Below are 21,950 nucleotides of genomic sequence, written 5' to 3' on the forward strand. Positions count from 1 at the left end.
AAATCGATTGGCGATACTCACGACTTTCGCCTGTGCTAGACTACTTTTATAGATTAACACATTATTTATTACAATACAAGACTAAGAGAAAATAAAAAGTCGTCCTAAAAGGACGAGGCTTGTATCCCTAGTTCTCGGTCAGACAATAGCCACGATTGTGGGGTTAGGGCTTTCTGGTATTCCCTACAGTGGTTCTGATATTGGTGGCTTTTTGGGAAATCCTGACGCCGAACTCTATCTGCGTTGGTTTCAGATGGCAACCTTTTCGATGTTTTATCGGACGCACTGTGCCATCAGTGTTTTGCCTCGCGCTCCTTGGACTTATGGTGAGCCTTATTTGAGTATTATGCGTCGCTTTCTGCAATTACGCTACCAATTGATGCCTTACTTTTATACCCTGGCTTGGGAAGCGCGAGAGAAGGGATATCCTCCTGTACGTCCCCTGTTCTGGTTAGACTGGACGAATCAATCACTGTGGGATGTGGACGATGCCTTCTGTTTAGGTAATGCACTGCTAGTCTGTCCGATTATGCACCCAAAAGAGCGATCGCGTCTAATCTGCCTACCCAAGGGTTACTGGTACAACTTCTGGGATGATGCAATCGTTGAAGGTGGGACGGTTATTGAATTAGAAGCCTCATTAGAACAGATTCCGTTGCTGGTTAGAGCGGGTAGTATTTTACCCATGGAAGACAAAGAGCAATTAACGCTTCACCTGTATCCACCGATAGAAGGTGAGAGCGAAGGTTGCCTATACAGCGATGCGGGAGATGGATATGGAGAGTCTCGACTGGATCAATTTTACTTAATCCGAAATCAGCAGGATTTAGAACTGACCTGGAAGCAGCAGGGAACCTATGATTTCCCTTATCAAGATATGCGATTGCATGTTCATGGTATATCAGTACAACAAGCTTGGGTAGATGGGCAAGAGGTGATTATGCAGGGGCAACAATTGCCATGCCATTTCTTTAGGCAGGTTCGCTTTAGGTTTGAGGATTAGTATTGCGCCCGGAACTATAAAATCAGGGGCTAAAGCCCCTACTACGAACCCAATCTACAAGAACTTAGCAAAAAGGGGGTCAGATATCTGACTTTTCACGCCATCTAGAAAAATCGATATCAGACCAAATCCGGGTTAGCTACCCCTCTTATAAACCAGTCCGCGCAGGCGGACGAAAGTTTGTGTAGCAGCGATTTCAATCGCCTCCTCTTGCTGAGCTTTAAGCCACCTGATCGGGCTTGAGTATAACCTTGATACAGTTGTCCTGCTTATGTTTGAAAATTTCGTAGCCGTGGGGTGCTTGTTCTAACGGTAGACGATGGGTAATCACGAAAGATGGATCAATCTTGCCATTTTGGATGGAATCCAGTAACGGGCGCAAGTAGCGATGAACGTGGGTTTGTCCGGTTTTCATGGTTAAGCTTTTGTTCATAAAAGCACCCATCGGCATCTTGTCAATAAAGCCAGTGTAAACACCAGGAACGGACACCGTACCACCTTTGCGACAAGCCACAATCGCCTGACGCAGGGCATGGGGGCGACCGGTTTCTAGACGTACCGTTTGCTTCACTTTGTCATATAAGCCTTCTAAACCCATACCGTGGGCTTCCATTCCTACTGCATCCATTACTGAGTCAGGACCCCGCCCCCCAGTCATCTCCTTGAGGGCTTCACCCACGTCGATTTCCTCAAAGTTGAGGATTTCTGCCCCACCCTCTTTCGCCATCTGGAGACGTTCGGGAACGCGATCAATCGCAATGACGCGCCCAGCACCCAGCATAAAAGCGCTTCTAATCGCAAATTGTCCCACCGGACCACAGCCCCAAATCGCAACTGTATCTCCAGGCTCAATGTTGCAGTTTTCCGCAGCCATGTATCCAGTCGGGAAGATATCCGTTAGAAACACGACTTGTTCATCGGTTAGTCCCTCGGGAATCTTGAACAAACCGACATCAGCAAAGGGAACACGAGCATATTCCGCCTGACCTCCAGCGTAGCCTCCTGTCATATGAGAGTAGCCGAAAAGACCTGCTGGGGAATGACCCAAGAGCTTTTCCGCCATCGCAGCGTTAGGGTTAGAGTTGTCACACAGTGACCATAAATCCCGCTTACAGAAGAAACATGAGCCGCAGGAAATGGTAAAGGGGACAACGACGCGATCGCCTATGTTGACATTTTTGACAGCACTGCCCAATTCAACGACTTCTCCCATGAATTCATGACCCAGGATGTCGCCCTCTTTCATTGTGGGGTTATAGCCATCATAAAGATGTAAATCTGAACCGCAAATCGCCGTTGTCGTGATTTTAACAATCGCATCACGCGGATCAAGGATTTTTGGATCGGGTACGGTGTTGACTTCTACCTTATGGGTATCCTGCCAGCAGACGGCTTTCATTATTTTTTCCTTTTGTAATGTGAGACTATTAAGCGTTGGTTTTGAGGCGTTCTGCCCTAAAGCCATTCTAAAGATTGAGTAGTCTCCTCTCCTCTGACTAATGAAATAGGATACTTTATCTAAGGGTCTATCTAAGGGATGATACAGTGCTTAACTTGATTATTAAATTGATTGCATTAGCATCTATTAGTTTTTACTTAGTCCGCCTAAAGGGACTTTGTTTAGCCGCGATTTTAATCACCACGGCTTAAGTTGACACTATCTTAGTCACAGTAAGCGGGATTCCTCTGGTAATTTTTGCTCAGTATTTTTTTGCAAATAGGCTTTTACAGAATAGGCTAAAGTTTTTGCCAAAATGGGAGGAACAGCATTGCCAATTTGGTTACATTGACTTTCTTCATTGCCCTTGAATTCAAACCAATCCGGAAAACTTTGCAAACGCGCTCCTTCACGAACCGTTAACCGTCGTCTACGTCCATCGGGTAAACGGATACGCAACATATCACCTGTAGGAGCGCTTAAATTTCGGCAAGTAACGGTTCTAGAAGGGGTATCAAGGTGTAAATCTCTGGGTCTAGCGCACTTAGAGGCTCTCTCGTATTTTTTGATATATTCATCCATGCTGGGAGTGAGATATTTAGCGTTTGGGGGTGCAATTAAAGCGAGTTCTCCCAGTGCTTCACCAACGGTATAAGGTGAATTATTATGGGTTTTGGGATGCCATTTCCATCCGCCTCGGTGAGCCACACAAAAAAGACGTTCTCTTCGCTGGGGAACACCATAATGTGCGGCGTTGAGGAGATCCCATTCAACGATATATCCTAGTCCCCTGAGAGCGCTGGTAATTTCTTCAAAGTAGGTTTTATTGCGAAATAGCATTCCCCGCACGTTTTCAAATAAAGCAAGCTGGGGGCGATAGGATTTAACCGCGTCAAGAAATATGGGGAAACCATCGCGACTGTCTTTGAGTCCCCGTTGATGTCCACCAACGCTAAAGGGTTGACAGGGTGGACCACCAATAATTACATCGGCTCCATCGACTAAATCGGGTTGGCGTGTTAGCGTGGTCTGATAGCAGAAACCATGCAGGTTGTGCTGATAAGTGGTGCAGGCGTCTGCTAATTTTTCATAACCGATAGTTCTAAATCCTGCGGCTTCAAAACCGAGTGCTAGTCCCCCACAACCAGCAAATAGATCAATCACCAAAGGTGCTGTCGCATCGATGGGGGAAAGTTGAAGTTCTTGCTCAAGGAAATTGAGGTAGGGGAGTTTGTTTGGCATTCTCCTATTTTAGGGCGCGATCGCACGGTTATCTTCTCCATACCTTAAATAGAACTACTCAAAAAATGGGAGTAAATTCATGGTTAATTCAGGTTGGGATGAGACAAGGCTCAAAGCCGCGATCGCATGCATCAAGAGAAGCCGCAGACATTGCCAATACTGTTGAACCTAGGGCGGAGTCGGCGTATTATGACCAAAGTCGCGATCGCTTCTGTTCGTAGTAAGCACTTTAGTGCTTGGAAATTGAGCATTTTAAGTCACTCGCATTGGCTACTACAAACCCGTTTAGACATGAGCGGCTTCTATGGCTTGTTCAGCCGCGATCGCATGATCAATTTCTTCACGGTGGACGTGGTAAAATGCTAGGGCTTCATCAATTTGTTCTTCGTTCAAGTCATACTCAGCGGCTATCTGATTTGAGGATAAACCCCATTGTTGAGCCGCAATGACTATTGTTTGGATTCGTAGATTAGTCCCACGCAAAATCGGTATAAGCTGACCGCTAGTACCCTTACGATAGGTAACATGAGCAAAGGTTGGCTCGTTAAGTTGTCCTTTCAGAGAATTTACTTTTTCTGCGATCGCGTCTAAAATGAAGGCTTCCAGGGGAATACCTTGCTGAGAAGCCAAGTTTTCGGCTTTTTGCTTTAATTCATTGGGTAAGTTTAGCGAGTAAGATGTCATTGATTGCTATAACAGATACATTTCTAGACATATCCTATCAATTGAGTCAGGATCTGATCTAAGCATTCGTTCTCAGTACGGACTTTATTGTGACCGCTACTCTGACACAAGTGCTTACAATCCGCGTGCTTCTCAACCTCCGGTTGTTGTTCTAGCTGACGGTCAATTCCTAGCGATTCTGACTAAGAATCCCAATTTCCAAACCAGGATAGACCCCGGTGCTTTGTTTGGGGTTATATGTGACATACGATAGTTCCTATAGCTTAAATTGATCACGGTAACTACGTCTTACGTCAAATCCGCCCCTGCTAACTCCGCCCCCGCTAAATCCGCATTCTGAAAATTTCTCCCGCCACTCTGATAACGCGATCGCACTTCCCCAACATCGGTTATACTAATCTCTCGCTAGGGCGGATGGCGAAATGTAAAGGTAAACGTATCCCCACTCTGCATCACCCGCCACATCTCCTCATACAAAGGATAAAAACCCACCCCACTCAACTTCACCCACCCTTTTGCCCGAGTTAACGCCACAAATAATTGATGCCTCGGCTCACAATGCTTTGATTACTGGGCTGATTACTGGGCTGATTACTGGGCTGTTTTTTGGGCTAGACTGTGGTTAAACTCTCTCGTCTATCCCTGACAGATTGTCGCGACTTATGGCTACGTTCAGCGCTGTTACTCCAAAACGGTTTACGCTCTTAGACTATCACCGTCTCCTTGAACTGGGGTTTCTCACAGAAAATGACCGAGTGGAGTTAATTCGCGGAGAACTAATGCAAATGGTAGCGAAAGGAACCACTCACACCGTTTGCAATACCTCCTTGGTTTACGAAACGACGATGTTGTTGCAACGGCGGGCGATTGTTCGAGGACAGGAACCAATTACGTTGCCTCCCAATAGCCAACCCGAACCCGACTTGGTGATTGCGCGTAATCGTAGCGATCGCTACTTATCGGGTCATCCTCGTCCCGGTGATATTTTATTAGTCGTTGAGGTGGCAGATTCTACACTTAAGTATGACCAAGAGGTGAAGTTACCCCTCTACGCTGAGTCGGGAATTTCTGATTATTGGATATTTAATTTGTTAGCTAGTTGTTTGGAAGTTTATACTCAACCTTATCAAGATTTACAACGTAACTTTGGCTATGCCAATAAGCAGATTTTCCTGCCGAATGCTCGTGTGACTCTGCCGAGTTTCTCTGATTTATCTCTCGATTTATCCAGTGTGTTTCCTAGCTAGATATTTCAGACCAATTAGTATTACAAATACTCCCATCTGGCATCCTCGCCCCCTCGAAATTCACCTCACTCAAATCCGCCTTATCCAAATTTGCCCCCGTCAAATCTGCCTCCCTTAAATCCGCGCCACTCAAACTCGCCCCCACTAACTTCGCCCCCACTAACTCCGCCCCCCTTAAATCTGCATTCCCTAACTTCGCCCAACTCAAATCCGCCCCCCTTAACCGCGCCTGCTTCAAACTCGCCCCCACCAGCTTCGCCTTGCATAAACTCGCCCCACTCAAGTCAACCTCACTTAAATCTGCAATCACCAACTTCGCCCCATCTAACTGCGCCTGCTGTAAATTCGCCCCCCGCAACATCGCGCCAATTAAATTAGCATTCCGTAAATCCGCCCCCGCTAACTGCGCCCCCGCTAACTCCGCATTCTGAAAATTTCTCCCGCCACTCTGATAACGCGATCGCACTTCCCCAACATCGGTTACACTAATCTCTCGCTGGGGCGGATGGCGAAATGTAAAGGTAAACGTATCCCCACTCTGCATCACCCGCCACATCTCCTCATACAAAGGATAAGAACCCACCCCACTCAACTTCACCCACCCCTTTGCCCGAGTTAACGCCACAAATAACTGATTCCGCAATTGCAGATTACTCTCATCTTTTGCCACATTATCCAACCCCACCACATACACCATATCCGCCTCATTTCCCTTCGCCCGATGGATACGAGACACGGTAACACCACCCTCACACCAAAACTTATTTGGATCACGGTTATCTTTATCAATATGCAGCATATTACAATCCATCGCACTGGGAATATAAATATCAATTCCCTGAGACATCAAAAACTCTGCCACCGCTGTTTCCAGTCGCATCGCCTCGAACCCCAACCCTAAAACAATCACCAGTATCTCTCGACTAGGTTTAAGCCCGTCATAGCGAAGATTGTAGAAAATATTATCCGCCAGTGCCGTTAATTCTTCCTGGCGCGATCGATAGGCGATAAACTCAAATAAAGAACCTTGCCAAAGTTTTGATACCAAATTCGGTGAATGTTCTGATGGGCGTCTCACGGTAATTTGTTGACCTGGACGAAACTTTCCAGTTACTTCATAGCCAATCGCTTGCCAATCCTCAACACGGGTAATTCCTGTTAGCATCCCCCCCCGCCGCAATAACCCCATACCAATCCCGTGTGCCGCCGTGAGAATTGCTCCTGGAGTACGGTAACAGCGATGCATGGTTTCACTTTTTCTAATTCCTCCCCCATATTGTCCGGTGACTAAATGTCCTAATTCTTCACCAAACAATTCACTAGCATTAGGGATATTCAAGCTTTCTAAACTTTGCGCTTCATCATACGCCCAAATTAACCGCCGTTGTTCAGGTTGGACGGGTTCAACGGGTCGTAATGCCTGATATGCCATCCAGTAAAAAGGCTGTTTCCCCTCAAATTTCATGGGTTCATCGACGATTAAATCTTGACCTTCATCGATTAAAATGGCATCGTATAATTTTGGGATAGCTGTATCTTCTAAAAGACGGCGACAAACTTGAGCTAATGCCTGATGAGGTTGCTTGATTTCTATATCGTTGACGGTAAGCGCCTTTACCCCCGTGTTTCGGCAAAGGGTACTATAAAATCCGGGTTGTTTTTTGCCCCCCCAAGCGTGCAGAACTTTTAATTTCCGATTCCCTATTTCGTCATATCTGATTTCGCCACTACTAAAGCGGCGCAACCATTTATCTAGTTGGGCAATAATGTTGTGATAGAGGCTGCGGCTGAAGAAGACGAGGGCGATATCCCAGTCGGGATGCTTGAGGTGGATATGGGCGGCTTTTTGACAGAGTAATACTGTTTTCCCTGAACCCGCTATCCCCCGAATCCGTTGCGGACCGGGGGGAATGGATTTGGCGATATGTTCTTGGGCTAAATCGAATTCGGATAGGTGTTGGCGTACCTGAGCAAGAATACTACCACGGGTTTGTTGAGGCGTGCCATTAATAGTTTTGAGGATAGTATTACTGTGCGCCTTAACGCGCTGTTTTGTCCGGAAAACAGGTGTCCCACTAATCACCGCTTGCAGTAATTTCCACTGCTGGTTACTCAGAGGCGTTCCTTTGATAATCGGATAGGTTTGGTGAATGAGTTTAACTAGGGAATTCCAGGGGGATAGGTTATCGTGAAAGATGATTGGGGGACAGCTAGGGAGTTGGTAGAAGCCGCTTTGATACCATTCAGCCTCGGTAATTAAAGGAAGGCAAATTAACGCCCGCCCTGTGACTTTACGGCGCAACATCGGTTCGCGATCGCAGTAGCCCAATAGTGAAAATAACTGATTTTCCGCCTGTTGGTAAGGGTTACTGCTGGTAGTGTAATAGTTTTGGAACTCCCAGCGATGACCTGTAATTGCCAGAATTTGGTCGATGGTGACGGATTTAATCTCGATCACGATTAAACCCAGTTGGGCGTCCACAATCAGAATATCGGGTTCCTTGCGAGACTTACCCACCTTGGAAAATATAGGATAGCGCCAATATCCGATACAGGTGCGATCGCTAAATGCTCTCTGTACAGCGTCCCAGGTTTTTTGTTCACCGCCTTCACCTCCTTTACCCAGTGGTTCGGTGGTAATAAATTTATAGGTCATTCGTCATTTGTCATTGGTCATTTGTCATACTCGCCTCTCGATTACAAGCTACGTCATTTGTCAGGGAATAGGGAATAGGGAATAGAAAACGGGCGATCGGCTATTCAAATTCATAGTTTATAGATGTCCTTCTTTCTCTGGATAGAGACTAAAGTTACACCTATGGATTGAGGAAATAACATCCCCAAAAAGATAAGATTTACTTATAAATTAACGACAGACTGATTTATCTCTAGCGTGTAGAAGGAGAGAACAATGGCTTTACATCAACAAAAACGGGCGATCGGTATCTTTACCAGCCGGGAAGCGGTAACACAAGCACTGCAAGAACTCAACCGGGCTAAATTTCCCCTAGATCAGGTTACTGTGGTTGCTAGAGAATTAGAAGAGAACTCGTCTCAGGAGAATCAGCAGAAGAGTCGCAGGGGTAATCAATCAGGTAAACAGGCTGCTAATGGCGCTGTTGTTGGCGGTGTCATAGGATTGGTAACTGGCGTACTCGTCGGTGTTGGTGCGTTAGCAATTCCTCTGATTGGTCCCATCATGTTAGCAGACGCTTTGGGGACTGCTGTAGCAACAACCTTAGCTGGGACAGGAATTGGCGCGGTGAGTGGTGGACTTTTGGGTGCACTGATTGGATTAGGTATTCCCAAAAAACAAGCCAAAGCATATCATGAACGATTTTTACGGGGTGATTTTTTAGTCATTGTCGAAGGTACGGATGATCAAATTCGTCAGGCTATTGCCCTACTTAAAGATGGAGGAATCGAAGAATTGGGAGTGTACAACGCTCCAGAGATGAAAGGGATAAATACCGATTTCCCGGTTGCGGCTGTTGATGATCCTCATGCTCAGATTTCTAGATCAACGGTTTATCGAGAACCCGAACTGAATTGAGATGGATTGATATACATCTTTACTGATTATTTACCATCAAAGAGGAAAGGAAAAATGAATAAGTTTACACTCTTATGTTTGACCGGTGTTTTAAGTTTAGGGGTTTCCGCCTGTGGTGATGTCGCTAGAACCAGTACTAGCGCTCCTGATTCGATCAATGAGGTTGCTAATCCTCCGGACTTAGACACTGTGTTAAGAAATGAAAGCGATGCAACGAACCCCATCCGTAGAGCGCAAGCCAATGCTGACATTCGGGCGCGGGAGCAACGATACAATGTGTTCAGGGAAGGACAAGAACGCTCTGATAGTAACGTACAAAGTGAAGTGCGAAGTAAGTTAGAGGTTAACCTGGCAACCTCTCAACTAGCGGTTCAAGCAAATCAGGGAATTGTTACGGTAACCGGATACGTCCAAACCCAAGAGAATCTGGAACGGATTGAACCTTTAGCAAGGGAAATTAGAGGGGTTCGGGATGTCAATGTCCAAGCTGAGGTAGGACCCAAGTTACCACCCTATAACGGTTAAAATTTCTACTTGGGAAAGTAGGAAATGGAGGGTATTTCATTGGCTTATGTGTAGTTAAACGACATATCATGTCCCTACAGATAGGGGTTCTGGACATTAATTTATAGTAACCCCTAGCATTAGTTAGGACACATAAAGATTTAGACGTTCCGCCGGAACGTCTCTACCACTGTTCGTTCGTCCTCAGCTATGTGTCCACTGCTATATCTCTATTGACAGATGAATGCCTGCCTCAATGTGTAGTAAACAGGGTAAGAAGGCACAAATCTAGCATTCAAGGCTGAATTTGTGCTGAAACAATTATAAAGCGAGGGAGACATGGCTGAATATCAACACAACAGACACGCGCTCGGTGTATTCCCGACTCATGATGAAGCGGAGTTAGCTGTACAGGATTTGAAACGGGCAAATTTTCCTAAAGAGCAAATCTCCGTCGTTGCTAGAGATGCGGGTAGGAACGAAGAAATTGCTGGTGTTGATGTGGAAAAAGGTACAGGACATCAAATCAGTAAAGGGGCTAAAGCTGGCGCGGCTACGGGTGGAATCGGCGGCGCTGTTTTGGGTGCATTGGAAGCCCTCGGTATTACCACTTATGCAGCGTTTCTACTCCCTGGCGCTGGTCAAGTTTTAGCCTTCGGTAGCGTTGCGGCTAACGCCTTGGCGACAGCCATTGCTGGTGGTGCAGTTGGCGCAGTCGGTGGGGGTTTAGTTGGTGGTTTGGTTGGTTGGGGTGTTCCTGACGAGCAAGCGAAAGTTTATCACGACTTAGTGGCTAAAGGTGAGTATTTGATTATGGTAGAAGGAACCCCTGATCAAGTTGATTTGGCTGAAGCAATTCTTAGTCCTAGGGGAATTCGGGAATGGAAAATTTATGAGGCTCCTAGAAACAAAGCTTCTCGCTAGAGTTAGAAGCCAAGAACTCAAGTTCTTGGCTAATAGCTTAAGTCGGTTAAAACCGACTGCAACAATCTAATCGGGTTATACGAAGCGATTTTCTAAGTAAGTTGGTGGAAATAAACCCAACTCTATTAATATTCATACCAAGTTGCATTCAAAGATATAACTTTCTCTCCCCCTGCCTCCCCTGCCTCCCCTGCCTCCCCTGCCTCCCCTGCTTTTCCTATCTACTATGTTTGAGCGCAATTTAATATTTCTCAAACCCTTACAAATTACAAATGACGAAAGCCGCAAAACAGGTATACACTTTCTGCGTCTCCCCATCCCCTGCTCACCTCACAACTCCCAACAGCAGACTCTACTTAAAGGGTTTCGGGATCAATGTTTAATTCTCGCAGTTTGGCGGCGTAGCGTTCGGCAACTTCTTCTGGTGTCGGTACGAGTTTGCCTTCAGGGGTAAAAAAATGCAACTGATTCTGATGAATTCCTAGAAACAAACCAAGCTGCTGACTCCACAATTGTCCTTGAGAGTTCCCTTCTAGGGGTTGATAGTCTCCATCCACTAAATGAAATCCCAAAAATTCTAACGTATTTGGATCAAACCAAAAGTAATCAGGGGTACGAAAGGTATCTTGATATAGTTTTTTCTTAAATCCTTTGTCAGTATCAGCCGTTTTAGGAGAAAGGATTTCAATAATCACATTTGGATATTTGCCATCTTCATCCCAGACTACCCAGCTTTTCCGAGTTTTCCGTTCAGTGTCTAGCACGACAAAAAAGTCAGGTCCTCGGAAGTGTTCCGATTTGCGTTGACGGGGACTGTAATAGATGGTAAGGTTGCCAGCGACGTAGAAATCATTTCTATCTCGCCATAGCCATTCTAAGCTTTTGAGTAGTAAGATGATTTGTCGCAGATGTAGTTCAGTTTCCAAGGGGGGTTCATCACTATAGAGGTCACCAGGGGGAAAGATAACATCTTGTGAGATATCTTGTGAAATGTCTTGGGAAGGAGCGAGTTCTTGAATTTGGGACATGGCGCGTTAAAGGGAGGACAGGAAATTGCATTTTTATTTATTTTAGCTGGCATTGTTTAACGCAAAACATCTTTAATCCAATCCAGCAAACTTGTCCCCCCAAACCAAACGGCGAGTAAAATAGAAGTCGAGAGAATTCCGCCCATTAAACACACAACTAATCCGCCTAAGGTAATTGCCCCATCATCTTCAATTAAGCCGAAGCCCGTGACAAAAATACCCATGGCGGGTAAAGTATTGGTTCCGGGAATGGGAATCATCATCGAGATAGACATCAGCGCGATCGCAACCCCAATCACGACACGACCGGGTAAACTGGTACAGATATAAGGTAGACGTGGACGCGCGATCGCTTCAATCCGTCTTAACCAAGGAATCCCGCTTTTGACAAGTTTCTGTATTGTTTCCAGCTTCATCCTGCCATTCATGATTTTCTGGGGTAACCAGGGACGTTTTGCGCCAGCGATAAGCTGAACGGCTAAGATAAACATGACAATGCCAAAGGGGATCGAATAACCTGGTGCTGGAACAGGTAAAGCCGAAGGAAGGGAAAGGATAACAAACAAAAACCCAAAAATTCGCTCCCCGGCGAAAGAAAGGATATCCGCTAGTTTCACCTGGGGCTGTCGATCTTCTTCAAAAAAATAACGTTGCAATTCAACCGAAAGTCGAGCCATTTTACTGAAACCCTTTGACACTATAACAATGAATTAGCTCCCCGACTTCTGGAGATCCCCAACTTCTTCAAGAAGTCGGGGATCGAGTTGGGAAGATCAAGTTGGGGATGGGGATCGAGTCGGGGATGATACCACACCCTAAAAATTCAGAACTAGGTTCCTGACGTCCAAGAGTTCATATACTCAACTTGCTCCGTGGTTAATGTATCAATTGAGATCCCCATTGCCTGCAATTTCAGCCGTCCAATTTCCTTATCAATCTCAGTGGGAATTGAATGTAGACCGGGTTCTAGTTTACCCTTATTCTGCACCAGATATTCGCACGCCAAGGCTTGGTTAGCAAAGCTCATATCCATCACGGCGCTGGGGTGTCCTTCGGCTGCAGCTAGGTTAATCAAACGCCCTTCACCCAACACGATGACAGATTTACCGTTCTTCAGGAAATACTGTTGAGTAAAGTTGCGGACTTGGCGATATTCTGTTGATAGATCTGCCAAGGTTTTCAGGTCAATTTCAATATCAAAGTGACCGGAGTTACAAACCATTGCGCCGTCTTTCATCACCTCAAAATGTTCTTGGCGAATGACATGCTTGTTTCCGGTAACGGTGATAAACACATCGCCGTGGGATGCAGCTTCAATCATGGGCATTACCCGGAAGCCATCCATGACGGCTTCAATCGCCTTAATCGGGTCAATTTCAGTAACAATAACATTCGCACCCATCCCTCGCGCCCGCATCGCGGCACCTTTGCCACACCAACCATAACCCGCAACTACAATAGTTTTCCCAGCCAGCAAGATGTTGGTGGCGCGGATAATACCATCTAGGGTGGATTGTCCTGTACCGTAGCGGTTATCAAAGAAGTGCTTGGTATCGGCGTCGTTCACGTTCATCGCGGGGAAGGTGAGAACTCCCTCTTTGAACATCGCCTGCAAGCGGACAATACCCGTTGTGGTTTCTTCGGTTGTACCGATAATATCACCAATCTGGTTTTGCCGTTCCTTAACCAGAGTCGCCGTGACATCGCTCCCATCATCGATGATCAAATTGGGTTTGTGATCTAGGGCAATTTGAACATGGCGGTTGTAGGTGGCGTTATCTTCGCCTTTGATGGCAAAGACAGGAATACCGTAATCGGCGACTAAACTAGCGGCGACATCATCCTGAGTAGACAGGGGATTGCTGGCAATCAGCAGCGAGTCAGCCCCAGCATTTTTCAGCGCGATCGCTAAATGGGCGGTTTCTGTGGTAACGTGGCAGCAGGCGACTAGGCGAATCCCTGCCAGAGGTTTATTTTGGGCAAAACGCTCCTGAATTTGCCGCAAAACGGGCATTTCCCGTCCAGCCCATTCGATTCGTTGTTTGCCTAAAGGCGCCAGGGATAGGTCTTTGACTTCGTGTTTGAGCGCAGTAGATGTTGCTGTCATGGATTTGGTTGGTTTTATTTAAATTTGCATTGCCATCTTAACTGATTCAACAAGGGCGGGTTTTATTGTGCAGTTATCGCTCACTAGCTCACCTTTAGTCCCATTACTCGCCGCAATACTGCTCGCAGCAAGCTCTCATACCAAGTTGCATTCCAAGATATAACTTTTTCTCCCTCTGCTCCCTCTGCTCCCTCTGCTCCCTCTGCTCCCTCTGCTCCCTCTGCTCCCTCTGCTCCCTCTGCTCCCCCTGCTCCCCCTGCTCCCCTATCCCTTACAGTATTGAAACCCGCCCCGACAATTGACGTCCTGGTGGCTGATGAAGGACAGAGGCTTGGGCGGGGGATCACAATGGTGGGACGGGTTCTGAAGGTTCTTCTGGTTCTTGTGCCGTCACTTGTTTGATCTCACTGACGTTAAAAACAAGCTGATAGGGGTGTTTCATTTCTTTGGAGATAAACTCCTGAACTAACCGCACCTGCTTAGGCGTGATTTCTTGATCCGTCTGCACCGTGAGATAGACGATGGGTGGCGTGGCTGTCCAATTTACCTTAGTTCTCACCAGTTGTACCTCTGGCTGACCGATGGTAATCGTTCGCCGTACCAGGGTATTATTAATCGTGGCTTGCAGTCGAGCTTGTCTGGCTAATTCCCAAAAACTGACACCCAACGGCAGGAAGAGGAGGGCGGTGAAGCCAAAAGTCCAGCCTAAGGCGTGATTGACTTTGGTGTAACCGGCTGCGATAAACACCAGCATACAGGCTAAGGTAATACCGAGAAGATTGGTTATATACAGTAAAAATGCACCTAAGCTAAACGACCAAATTCCCTGAGACAGCGACAGACCGACCACACATAAGGGTGGCATTAGGGCAACCGCGATCGCAACCCCCGCTAAGGCATCGCTGATACGGGCGCGAATCTTGGCAAAACTACTGATCCCGCCTGCTACGACTGCGATCCCCAAGTCTACTAAATTCGGCTGTGTGCGAGAAAGCACTTCTGAACCATATTCAGGAATCCCAGCAATCCGTCCCGTCAGCCACGAGAGAACTAATGCTAAGATCGTCGCACCTGCGATCGCGCCTAAGGCTTTGCGAAATAACTTTAAGTCTCCTTCCAAAGCCCCAAACGCTAATCCCCGTAAGGGCAGCATCAACGGGGCAATGATCATCGCGCCAATGATTACGGCGGTACTATTGCTAATCAGACCAAACGTGGCAATCAGACAAGAACTAATCGTCAGTACAACATAGTTAATCGTCCAATTCGCATCAATTGACAACTCTTGATGAAGTTCTTTAAATACATCTTCAGTGACGGCTTCCGGTAAAAGCCGATTGAGCATGAGTATATATCGTCGCATCAATTCAATGAAATAGATAGTTGATAGATTAGGTTAGCACTGAGAGACTTCCCTCAAACTATCTCCTAAGATGGAGGATAACTTGAAAGTATCGATTGTTAGTATTTGCTTGTAACTGGCTCCAATCCTATAACTTTTTTTGAACAAGAATTTGTATCCGGCTCAAACACAGTCATATTGCCCATTTTGCTACTTTTTGCCCCCAATTCGCTCCTGTTAATTTTTTTTTTAGTCTATATACTTGGATGTTAAGAAAAGTAACAGGCAAACCATCAGGACGAAGAATATGCGAATTTCAGCTTTGACAATTGCCGGATCAATGGCGTTAGCTGGCTGGGTTATCTCTCCAGTTCAGGCTCAGCTACCCGGTTTACCCAATCTCAACATACCTACTCCTAATTCCCCAAAGCCTCAATCAGAGAATGCTGTCGTTTCCAAATGTGTCCGACTCGACGGTCGCTGTTTATTCGAGATTGCGGCGAAAAAGTCGCAGTTAACCCCCACCCCCAATACAACTGGGGAAGTTGGGGAAGTAGAGGAAGCCGAGGGAGCAGAAGAATTGCAAATTACTTTACCCCAACGCATTCAAGAAATTGAACAACGATTACAGGATATCAGCCGTACTTACTTCAGAATCGAAAGCGCTGAATTAAAGTTTCGCCAAGAACTAGACGAAGGAAGCCAGTTACCCGAAATTTACATCTCTCTTCTAGATAAGGAAGGTGATCTGTTAAAAGAGGTACGCTTGATGAGCGTTACCAATCAAGATGCTAATCTCACAGGAGTGCCTAAGATAGAGGAGAGAGCGAACCAAATTATCGAACAGCTTGAACAACAACTTCCCCAGGCAAAGCAGGAACGGCAACCCGACGTTTTGACGAATCGAGTGGTAATTGCCGTTGGTACTGGCGTAGCCATGATTGTTGCCAGCTTGCTTATTTCTCGTTGGGAACGCCGCTTAAAACGCTCCAAACAACTGTTAGAGCCTTCTGAATCGAACACCGCACCAATATCCACTCAACTTACTCAAAATCAACAGCGAAATGTCAAAGAAGTTTTACATCGCCTGCTGCAACTAACTCAAGGGGTTATCTGGGTGGGGGGAAGTCTATTCATTTTAAGTCTATTTCCTTACACACGACCCCTACAGGTTTTAATCCTTGCCAGTTTCCGAATTCCCGTGCGCGTGGGTATTGTCGGCTTGGGAACCTACGTGATCATCCGTTTATCTTATGCCTTAACGGATCGCTTCTCCTCTGCCATTGCCAGAACTCATTTACTGACGCCCGAAGGCGCTCAGCGAGCGCAGTTGCGCGTGTCAACGGTTTCTGGGGTAACCAAAAATATTATCACCTTGAGTTTTAGTGGCATCGGACTTTTAGTGGCGCTAGCGGCAATTGGTATTGACATTGGTCCGCTGTTAGCCGGTGCTGGGATCATTGGTTTAGGCTTATCTTTGGCATCGCAAAACTTGATTAAAGATGCCATCAATGGCTTCTTCATTCTCCTAGAAGATCAGTATGCCGTTGGTGACGTGATTGGCGTGGGAGACGTTGGCGGGTTTGTGGAAAAAATCAACCTCCGGATTACTCAGTTGCGGGATGCTGAGGGGCGATTAATTACGATTCCCAACGGTGAAGTTAGAATTGTGGCGAATCTTTCGAGTAATTGGTCACGGGCAGATTTAAATATTCCCGTTACCTATCAAGCCGATGTTGATAAAGCATTGGATTTGGTTAGGCATGTGGCTCATGAGATGGTTATGAACCAAATGTGGCGGGAGCGTATCCTGGATCAACCCGATATTTTAGGGGTGGATGACTTTGGCGATCGCGGTTTTATTATTCGTGTTTGGATTAAAACCCAGCCTCTAAAACAATGGGAAGTGGCGCGAGAGTTTCGCCGTCGTCTAAAAGCGGCATTTGATGAAGCTGGAATCCGGCTTTCATTGCCTCAGCAAGCGCTCTGGTTTAATAACACCTTACCGATGCAATCGTTGTCGAATGGTCACTCTAATGGTAATAGTCACCATGACAGTCAGCCGAAGTATGCTGAGATTGACTAGAGCATCAATTCCCTAACCCCAGTTAGCTGTCATAAGCAATCATAAATTCTTATGGAGACGTAGCCATGCTACGTCTTTTATTTTTTTTATCAATACCAAATTCGTTTTAAAAAAAGGAACAATCAGGTTTAATCTTTTCCTTGCACCCCCATAAGGGCGGGTTTAGTAAAGTTATCGGTTTTGGGAGAAACGTTATCGGTAAAGCCCGCCCCTAGAACCCCACTTGCCAAAACTCCTGGCTATTATAGTACAAATGTACTATAATAGGACTATCAACGATTTTACGCCGTTAACGCCTGACCCCCTAAACCATTCAAGATTTTCGCCATGATTAAGCACTACATTCTCAGCATCAACCCCAACGCCGAGTACGAGTGGGAACAGCGTATCCTACGCCACCCGATCACTGCAGAACGCCCGGATTTTGCCAGTTTAATCGCCCAAGCCGTGGGGGACGAACCTGGATCGTATTTGGTGGAGGTGAATATTGAAGTCAACCTTTTAGAGAAAGCCCCAAATCCTCAGCCTCAGAGGAATTCCATGGATGGAGCCACCAAGACAGTCAATTCCCAACCTTCGGAATGGGTGGCGTAGTCGGTTAACTGTCTAGCTTGGATAACCGGATAAAGGATTGTCCAGATTGATACTTTCATACAGGAAGATTGACGATGAACATGAGTCAGTACCCAGCCGCGATCGCACAAGCCGCTCAAACCGTTAATGATTTGGACTCACAAATTCAGGCGGTGCAACTTAACATTCATCGCCTAGAAGCCAGTATTGATAAGCAAATTGCCTTCGATTCTGAGTTAAAAAATGACTCACAACGCAAGGCGCGTCGATTTGAGCTACTAGAGGTGAATTTGGAATATCAGCACGCCCTTAACACCGTAATGCGGTTAACCAATCAAAAGGCGAACGCTTTGGCTAATTTAGAATATTTGCGGAATCAGTTCAGTGTTGCCAAACTGGAAGCTCGACTGGCAATAGCTCGCCAGCTTAGTGGTTCAGATATTGGTGATCTGTTGCTCGGCGTGTAATACTCAATTCGGGTTAACTACCCCCGTTTTGGTTGGGACAAGACAGAGGGTGAAGAGATAGAAAGAAAAAGTACCCAAGGAATAAAGGGGGGGACTTCATCAAAGTTGGTATAGTACGCCAGCCTTGATCCCCCTTTTCCCTCATGACTTAAGCGCAGATACTGCATAGTAGGGGACTCTTGATGAAGGGTTCCCTACAGATGGTAGTTCAACGGTGCAATAGACGAAAATGGTTATGGTTGCCAAACCGTGTTCCAGGCTGGGTAAGTTGCCCAAAAGAAACTATGACTATTGTGACCTCTCAAGAAATTGCCCGATTCCGCTCTCAGCTTTCCCATAACCCCGAAGCGATGCAAGCGCTTGATGCGATTGAGGATTGTGAGGGGGATCTAGAAGACGCCGCGATCGCACTAGCGATTCGAGCCGGACAACAACCCCAAAGCGACAATGCTCGATGGTTAGACGATTTAGCCAAAAAATGCCGTGCGGTTATTTGTAAGCCGGAATTTCGCCAAGATTTGCTTGATGGCTCTTATACCCAGGTGATTGAATACTTAGCACAGACTCCCCTACTTCCCGCGATTCTAGCAACACCTGTCCTGATGTCTGCTCTCAACCAAGGTGTACCTAACTTTTGTGAACCGATTGATGCTCACTTTGAACAGGTTTACGGCGATCGCTCTCCTTAGTCGGTGCATCCCAATGCCAGTTAACGCAACCTTAACACAGCAGTTAGGGGAATGGGGGAGCCAGTTCTGTGATATCGCGATCGCATTAGGTCACTTTTAAATCACTAGAACACTGTGAGCTAGACCAATACTCCCCCATTTTACAGTCGGTAGTATAAAGGCGTTGCACTAGACTAGACGACCCACGACCTCCAGTGGGTCTTTTTCTTATATTTTCTCACGATAAACCCCTTAAAAGTTCCCTTTTTTGGATAGCCAATAGAAATATCCTAGAGGTGTTCGCTTAGAACATCGGGAGAAACTGAGTAGAAAACTGGGATTGGGTACAAATCCTAAACATACGGATAGACTCCACTCACAAAAAGCTCGAATGCTGACTATGCTAAAAAGGGGAGATAACCGGAGACAGCAAACCCCGTAAGGCGTGATGGGTCGAGAAATATGGCTAAAAAATGGCAGAAGGAGTATCGCCGAATAGCAAAAGCAGAAGCAGATAGACTTTTTGAGCGAGGAACGCAGCAGTATAACAATAGCCAATTTCGAGCGGCTTTACAGTCTTGGCAACAGGCATTAAGTCGCTATCGGGAAATCCGCGATCGCAAAAGGGAAGGTTATTCACTAGGTAGTTTGGGTAATGCTTACAATCGGCTTGGAGAATACCAAAAAGCAATAAATTATTTTATACTGTGTGTGGAGATTACACAGGAAATCGGCGATCCCCATGGGGAAGGTTATTCACTAGGTAATTTAGGCAATGCTTACACATACCTGGGAGAGTACCAAAAGGCAATCGATTACTATCAGCAGTCTCTGGCGATTGCACAGGACATCGGCGATCGCCAAGGGGAAGGGAATTCCCTGATTGGTTTGGGTAATGCTTACAGATACCTGGGAAAGTACCAAAGGGCAATCGACGATTACTATCAGCAGTCTCTGGCGATTGCACGGAAAATTGGCGATCGCCATGGGGAAGGGCATTCCCTAAGTAATTTAGGCAATGCTTACAAATACCTGGGAGAGTACCAAAAGGCAATCGATTACTATCAGCAGTCTCTGGCTATTTTCCAGAAAATCCGCGATCGCCATGGGGAAGGGCATTCTTTGATTGGTTTGGGTAATGCTGACGATTCCCTGGAAGAGTACCAAAAGGCAATCGATTACCATCAGCAGTCTCTGGCGATTTTCCAGGAAATCGGCGATCGCTTCGGAGAATGGATAGCTCTCAATAATCTAGGCGGAATTTTTCTGAAGCTCAACCTACTGTTAGAAGCGGAAGAAAAACTCTACGCCGCACTGAAAGTTTGCGAAACACTGCGTTCTGGCTTAGTCAAGAGTGACAATAAAGTATCAATTTTTGAAACCCAGATAACAACCTATTGTCTGCTACAACAGGTTTTAGTTGCCCAGAAGAAATATGATATTGCTTTACACATAGCTGAACGGGGACGTACTCGCACCTTTGTTGAGTTATTGCGAGAACGCTTATCAACACCCGAGGAAGTCACGGAGATAGCGAATCAGGAAGGCGAGGCAGAATCAAAACCGCTTACCCAAATTGCCCAAGAAAAAAATGCCACTATCGTTGAATATTCTATCGTTTTTGACGATATCTATATTTGGGTCATCCAACCCACTGGCAATATCACGTTTCGACGCGCTAACCGGGAACCCTTAGAAGCACAAAATAAAACTCTCAAAGATTTAGACGATATTATTCTCAAAGCGCGAGTCTCTATTGGGGTTGATGAACGAGATGAAAATGGCAAAAAGATTCAATGTGAAGATGAGAATAAGCTAGACGCGCAAGGGCGTTATCCCTTACTCCACCTGCTCTATCAAATTCTAATTTCTCCCATAGCTGACTTACTCCCCCCAGACCCCCACACTTCTCTAATCATTATCCCGCACTACGACTTATTTTTAGTCCCATTCCCAGCACTGCAAGACTCAAATAATCACTACTTAATCGAACACCATACTATTATCACCGCCCCTTCTATCGAAATCTTAGATCTCACCCACCAACGCCAACAATCTCTCAGTCACACCCACCAACCCGCCCTCGTTATCGGTGATCCCACCATTGCCGAAAAATTCACCCAGCCCCCCTATAACCTCAAACCAATTCCCGCCGCCAAAGCCGCCGCCGAAGAAATTGCCACCTTGCTGCAAACCCAAGCGATTACAGGCGAGGAGGCGACAAAAGCCCGAATACTCAACCCGATGAAAACTGCTCCCCTCATCCATATTTCAGCCCATGGATTACTAGATGATTTCCACGACTCTGGTATTCCCGGTACAATTATTCTTGCCCCCGATAACACCAATAATGGTTCCCTCAATGCGGCAGAAATTCTCTCCTTAAGCCTGAATGCCGAATTAGTTGTCCTCAGTGCATGTAGTACCGGACAAGGTAAAATTACAGGTGATGGTATCATCGGACTATCCCGTTGCTTTATCCTGGCAGGTGTTCCCAGTCTGATTGTTTCCTTATGGAATATGGGCGCACTTTCTGCAAAAATGGTGATGACAGAATTATATCAAAATTTAGCCCAAGGCAGTGACAAAGCCACGGCATTACGTCAGGCGATACTCAAAACCAAAAAACTATTTACTCGTCCTGTTGATTGGGCAGCCTTTACCCTAATTGGCGAAACAGCACCGTTATCTTTATCTACACAAACCCTGGAACAAAGTAAACGAACCATGGCATTTTTTTCCAAAAACACCCCCCAAGAAATTCGAGAAGCTTTCTTTAATTTATTAGAAACTTCATACCTATTTTCTGATCATGTTTCATCCCTGGATCAACTAAGCGCCCAACCGACAGATACACCCCAAGACATCGCCCAACGAATTGAGCAATGGTGCGAAAGTCGCCCAACAATCCAAGTGAATATGGAAAATGAACTGAGTAAAATGGGTGCGGGGGGTACAGATAGCCAACCGGATGCAGAAATTGCAGCTAAATTTAATGAACGAATGGAAAAAAACATCCTCAGATTGGCTTCGCCTCCCTCCTCATCCACGAATCAAACCAAAAAATAGGAGACATTCAATTTT

The 21,950-nt window shown here is 46.1% G+C and carries 18 protein-coding genes and 2 pseudogenes; 11 read left to right on the plus strand and 9 right to left on the minus strand.

All coding sequences use genetic code 11. The features are described from left to right. Nucleotides 1-133 precede the first annotated feature (133 nt). Nucleotides 134-1,003, plus strand: a pseudogene (locus RID09_RS20460) (TIM-barrel domain-containing protein); the annotation flags it as partial. A gap of 220 nt (nucleotides 1,004-1,223) precedes the next feature. Here RID09_RS20460 and RID09_RS20465 read toward each other — a convergent pair. Further along, nucleotides 1,224-2,402 carry a zinc-dependent alcohol dehydrogenase gene (locus tag RID09_RS20465; RefSeq protein WP_446337761.1) on the minus strand — a complete coding sequence of 393 codons (1,179 nt, stop codon included), beginning with the start codon at nucleotides 2,400-2,402 and terminating at the stop codon, nucleotides 1,224-1,226. Nucleotides 2,403-2,669: 267 nt separating this feature from the next. Then, complete coding sequence (locus tag RID09_RS20470; protein WP_446337762.1) at nucleotides 2,670-3,683, minus strand: DNA cytosine methyltransferase; 1,014 nt, start codon at nucleotides 3,681-3,683, stop codon at nucleotides 2,670-2,672. Here RID09_RS20470 and RID09_RS20475 point away from each other — a divergent pair. After that, on the plus strand, nucleotides 3,677-3,904 hold the full coding sequence (locus tag RID09_RS20475) for a hypothetical protein (protein WP_446337763.1): 228 nt from the start codon (nucleotides 3,677-3,679) through the stop codon (nucleotides 3,902-3,904). The two genes, RID09_RS20470 and RID09_RS20475, sit on opposite strands and share 7 nt — an antisense overlap. Nucleotides 3,905-3,968: 64 nt before the next feature. On the opposite strand, the gene RID09_RS20480 is transcribed toward RID09_RS20475, so the two are convergent. Next, nucleotides 3,969-4,367: a DUF433 domain-containing protein gene (locus tag RID09_RS20480; RefSeq protein ID WP_446337764.1), complete on the minus strand. Its 399-nt coding sequence runs from the start codon at nucleotides 4,365-4,367 to the stop codon at nucleotides 3,969-3,971. A 288-nt stretch (nucleotides 4,368-4,655) separates the two neighbouring features. Beyond that, a pseudogene (locus tag RID09_RS20485) lies at nucleotides 4,656-4,916 on the minus strand (DNA/RNA helicase); the annotation flags it as partial. A 113-nt stretch (nucleotides 4,917-5,029) separates the two neighbouring features. Here RID09_RS20485 and RID09_RS20490 point away from each other — a divergent pair. Next, complete coding sequence (locus tag RID09_RS20490; RefSeq protein ID WP_446337765.1) at nucleotides 5,030-5,614, plus strand: Uma2 family endonuclease; 585 nt, start codon at nucleotides 5,030-5,032, stop codon at nucleotides 5,612-5,614. On the opposite strand, the gene RID09_RS20495 is transcribed toward RID09_RS20490, so the two are convergent. Further along, on the minus strand, nucleotides 5,607-8,270 hold the full coding sequence (locus RID09_RS20495; protein ID WP_446337766.1) for a pentapeptide repeat-containing protein: 2,664 nt from the start codon (nucleotides 8,268-8,270) through the stop codon (nucleotides 5,607-5,609). The two genes, RID09_RS20490 and RID09_RS20495, sit on opposite strands and share 8 nt — an antisense overlap. Nucleotides 8,271-8,525: 255 nt before the next feature. Here RID09_RS20495 and RID09_RS20500 point away from each other — a divergent pair, with 255 nt between their 5' ends. The 3 genes from RID09_RS20500 to RID09_RS20510 all read left to right on the plus strand — a co-directional run bounded on the left by RID09_RS20500 (nucleotide 8,526) and on the right by RID09_RS20510 (nucleotide 10,595). After that, the gene (locus RID09_RS20500) at nucleotides 8,526-9,167 is read left to right on the plus strand and encodes a general stress protein (protein WP_446337767.1); all 642 of its coding nucleotides are present in this window, start codon (nucleotides 8,526-8,528) and stop codon (nucleotides 9,165-9,167) included. Between the two features lie 54 nt (nucleotides 9,168-9,221). Next, a complete protein-coding gene (locus tag RID09_RS20505; protein ID WP_446337768.1) occupies nucleotides 9,222-9,692 on the plus strand; it encodes a BON domain-containing protein in 471 nt (156 codons plus the stop codon). 318 nt (nucleotides 9,693-10,010) lie between these two features. Then, nucleotides 10,011-10,595, plus strand: coding sequence for a general stress protein (locus tag RID09_RS20510; RefSeq protein ID WP_446337769.1), 585 nt, complete (start codon nucleotides 10,011-10,013; stop codon nucleotides 10,593-10,595). Between the two features lie 356 nt (nucleotides 10,596-10,951). Here the strand turns inward: RID09_RS20510 and RID09_RS20515 are convergent, their stop codons facing one another. From RID09_RS20515 to RID09_RS20530, 4 genes are all read right to left on the minus strand, one after another. Further along, complete coding sequence (locus tag RID09_RS20515) at nucleotides 10,952-11,623, minus strand: Uma2 family endonuclease (RefSeq protein ID WP_446337770.1); 672 nt, start codon at nucleotides 11,621-11,623, stop codon at nucleotides 10,952-10,954. A gap of 56 nt (nucleotides 11,624-11,679) precedes the next feature. Next, nucleotides 11,680-12,300 carry an exopolysaccharide biosynthesis protein gene (locus RID09_RS20520; RefSeq protein WP_446337771.1) on the minus strand — a complete coding sequence of 207 codons (621 nt, stop codon included), beginning with the start codon at nucleotides 12,298-12,300 and terminating at the stop codon, nucleotides 11,680-11,682. A gap of 152 nt (nucleotides 12,301-12,452) precedes the next feature. Further along, nucleotides 12,453-13,730 (minus strand): adenosylhomocysteinase, encoded by a 1,278-nt coding sequence (gene ahcY, locus RID09_RS20525; RefSeq protein WP_446337772.1) that lies wholly within the window; start codon nucleotides 13,728-13,730, stop codon nucleotides 12,453-12,455. 343 nt (nucleotides 13,731-14,073) lie between these two features. Beyond that, nucleotides 14,074-15,075, minus strand: coding sequence for a TIGR00341 family protein (locus RID09_RS20530; RefSeq protein WP_446337773.1), 1,002 nt, complete (start codon nucleotides 15,073-15,075; stop codon nucleotides 14,074-14,076). Between the two features lie 304 nt (nucleotides 15,076-15,379). On the opposite strand from RID09_RS20530, the gene RID09_RS20535 reads away from it, so the two are divergent. The 5 genes from RID09_RS20535 (at nucleotide 15,380) to RID09_RS20555 (ending at nucleotide 21,935) form a co-directional block, all read left to right on the plus strand. Continuing rightward, nucleotides 15,380-17,158 (plus strand): mechanosensitive ion channel family protein, encoded by a 1,779-nt coding sequence (locus RID09_RS20535; protein ID WP_446337774.1) that lies wholly within the window; start codon nucleotides 15,380-15,382, stop codon nucleotides 17,156-17,158. 327 nt (nucleotides 17,159-17,485) lie between these two features. Beyond that, nucleotides 17,486-17,752: a hypothetical protein gene (locus tag RID09_RS20540; RefSeq protein WP_446337775.1), complete on the plus strand. Its 267-nt coding sequence runs from the start codon at nucleotides 17,486-17,488 to the stop codon at nucleotides 17,750-17,752. 74 nt (nucleotides 17,753-17,826) lie between these two features. Further along, nucleotides 17,827-18,198 carry a hypothetical protein gene (locus RID09_RS20545; RefSeq protein WP_446337776.1) on the plus strand — a complete coding sequence of 124 codons (372 nt, stop codon included), beginning with the start codon at nucleotides 17,827-17,829 and terminating at the stop codon, nucleotides 18,196-18,198. 284 nt (nucleotides 18,199-18,482) lie between these two features. Further along, complete coding sequence (locus tag RID09_RS20550) at nucleotides 18,483-18,887, plus strand: hypothetical protein (RefSeq protein WP_446337777.1); 405 nt, start codon at nucleotides 18,483-18,485, stop codon at nucleotides 18,885-18,887. 441 nt (nucleotides 18,888-19,328) lie between these two features. Further along, nucleotides 19,329-21,935, plus strand: a complete 2,607-nt coding sequence (locus tag RID09_RS20555) for a CHAT domain-containing protein (RefSeq protein WP_446337778.1) — start codon at nucleotides 19,329-19,331, stop codon at nucleotides 21,933-21,935. The last annotated feature ends 15 nt before the right edge of the window (nucleotides 21,936-21,950 follow it).

This window comes from Coleofasciculus sp. G1-WW12-02, assembly GCF_040219735.1.
Taxonomy (GTDB): Bacteria; Cyanobacteriota; Cyanobacteriia; order Cyanobacteriales; family Coleofasciculaceae; genus Coleofasciculus.

Bases quoted from the DNA above. Each gene is read 5' to 3' on its own strand.
- RID09_RS20550 (WP_446337777.1), top strand. From the start codon at position 18,483: ATGACTATTGTGACCTCTCAAGAAATTGCCCGATTCCGCTCTCAGCTT.
- RID09_RS20520 (WP_446337771.1), bottom strand. From the start codon at position 12,300: ATGGCTCGACTTTCGGTTGAATTGCAACGTTATTTTTTTGAAGAAGAT.
- RID09_RS20490 (WP_446337765.1), top strand. From the start codon at position 5,030: ATGGCTACGTTCAGCGCTGTTACTCCAAAACGGTTTACGCTCTTAGAC.
- RID09_RS20505 (WP_446337768.1), top strand. From the start codon at position 9,222: ATGAATAAGTTTACACTCTTATGTTTGACCGGTGTTTTAAGTTTAGGG.
- RID09_RS20470 (WP_446337762.1), bottom strand. From the start codon at position 3,683: ATGCCAAACAAACTCCCCTACCTCAATTTCCTTGAGCAAGAACTTCAA.
- RID09_RS20530 (WP_446337773.1), bottom strand. From the start codon at position 15,075: ATGCTCAATCGGCTTTTACCGGAAGCCGTCACTGAAGATGTATTTAAA.
- RID09_RS20510 (WP_446337769.1), top strand. From the start codon at position 10,011: ATGGCTGAATATCAACACAACAGACACGCGCTCGGTGTATTCCCGACT.
- RID09_RS20495 (WP_446337766.1), bottom strand. From the start codon at position 8,270: ATGACCTATAAATTTATTACCACCGAACCACTGGGTAAAGGAGGTGAA.
- RID09_RS20500 (WP_446337767.1), top strand. From the start codon at position 8,526: ATGGCTTTACATCAACAAAAACGGGCGATCGGTATCTTTACCAGCCGG.
- RID09_RS20545 (WP_446337776.1), top strand. From the start codon at position 17,827: ATGAACATGAGTCAGTACCCAGCCGCGATCGCACAAGCCGCTCAAACC.
- RID09_RS20480 (WP_446337764.1), bottom strand. From the start codon at position 4,367: ATGACATCTTACTCGCTAAACTTACCCAATGAATTAAAGCAAAAAGCC.
- RID09_RS20535 (WP_446337774.1), top strand. From the start codon at position 15,380: ATGCGAATTTCAGCTTTGACAATTGCCGGATCAATGGCGTTAGCTGGC.
- RID09_RS20515 (WP_446337770.1), bottom strand. From the start codon at position 11,623: ATGTCCCAAATTCAAGAACTCGCTCCTTCCCAAGACATTTCACAAGAT.
- ahcY (WP_446337772.1), bottom strand. From the start codon at position 13,730: ATGACAGCAACATCTACTGCGCTCAAACACGAAGTCAAAGACCTATCC.
- RID09_RS20465 (WP_446337761.1), bottom strand. From the start codon at position 2,402: ATGAAAGCCGTCTGCTGGCAGGATACCCATAAGGTAGAAGTCAACACC.
- RID09_RS20540 (WP_446337775.1), top strand. From the start codon at position 17,486: ATGATTAAGCACTACATTCTCAGCATCAACCCCAACGCCGAGTACGAG.
- RID09_RS20555 (WP_446337778.1), top strand. From the start codon at position 19,329: ATGGCTAAAAAATGGCAGAAGGAGTATCGCCGAATAGCAAAAGCAGAA.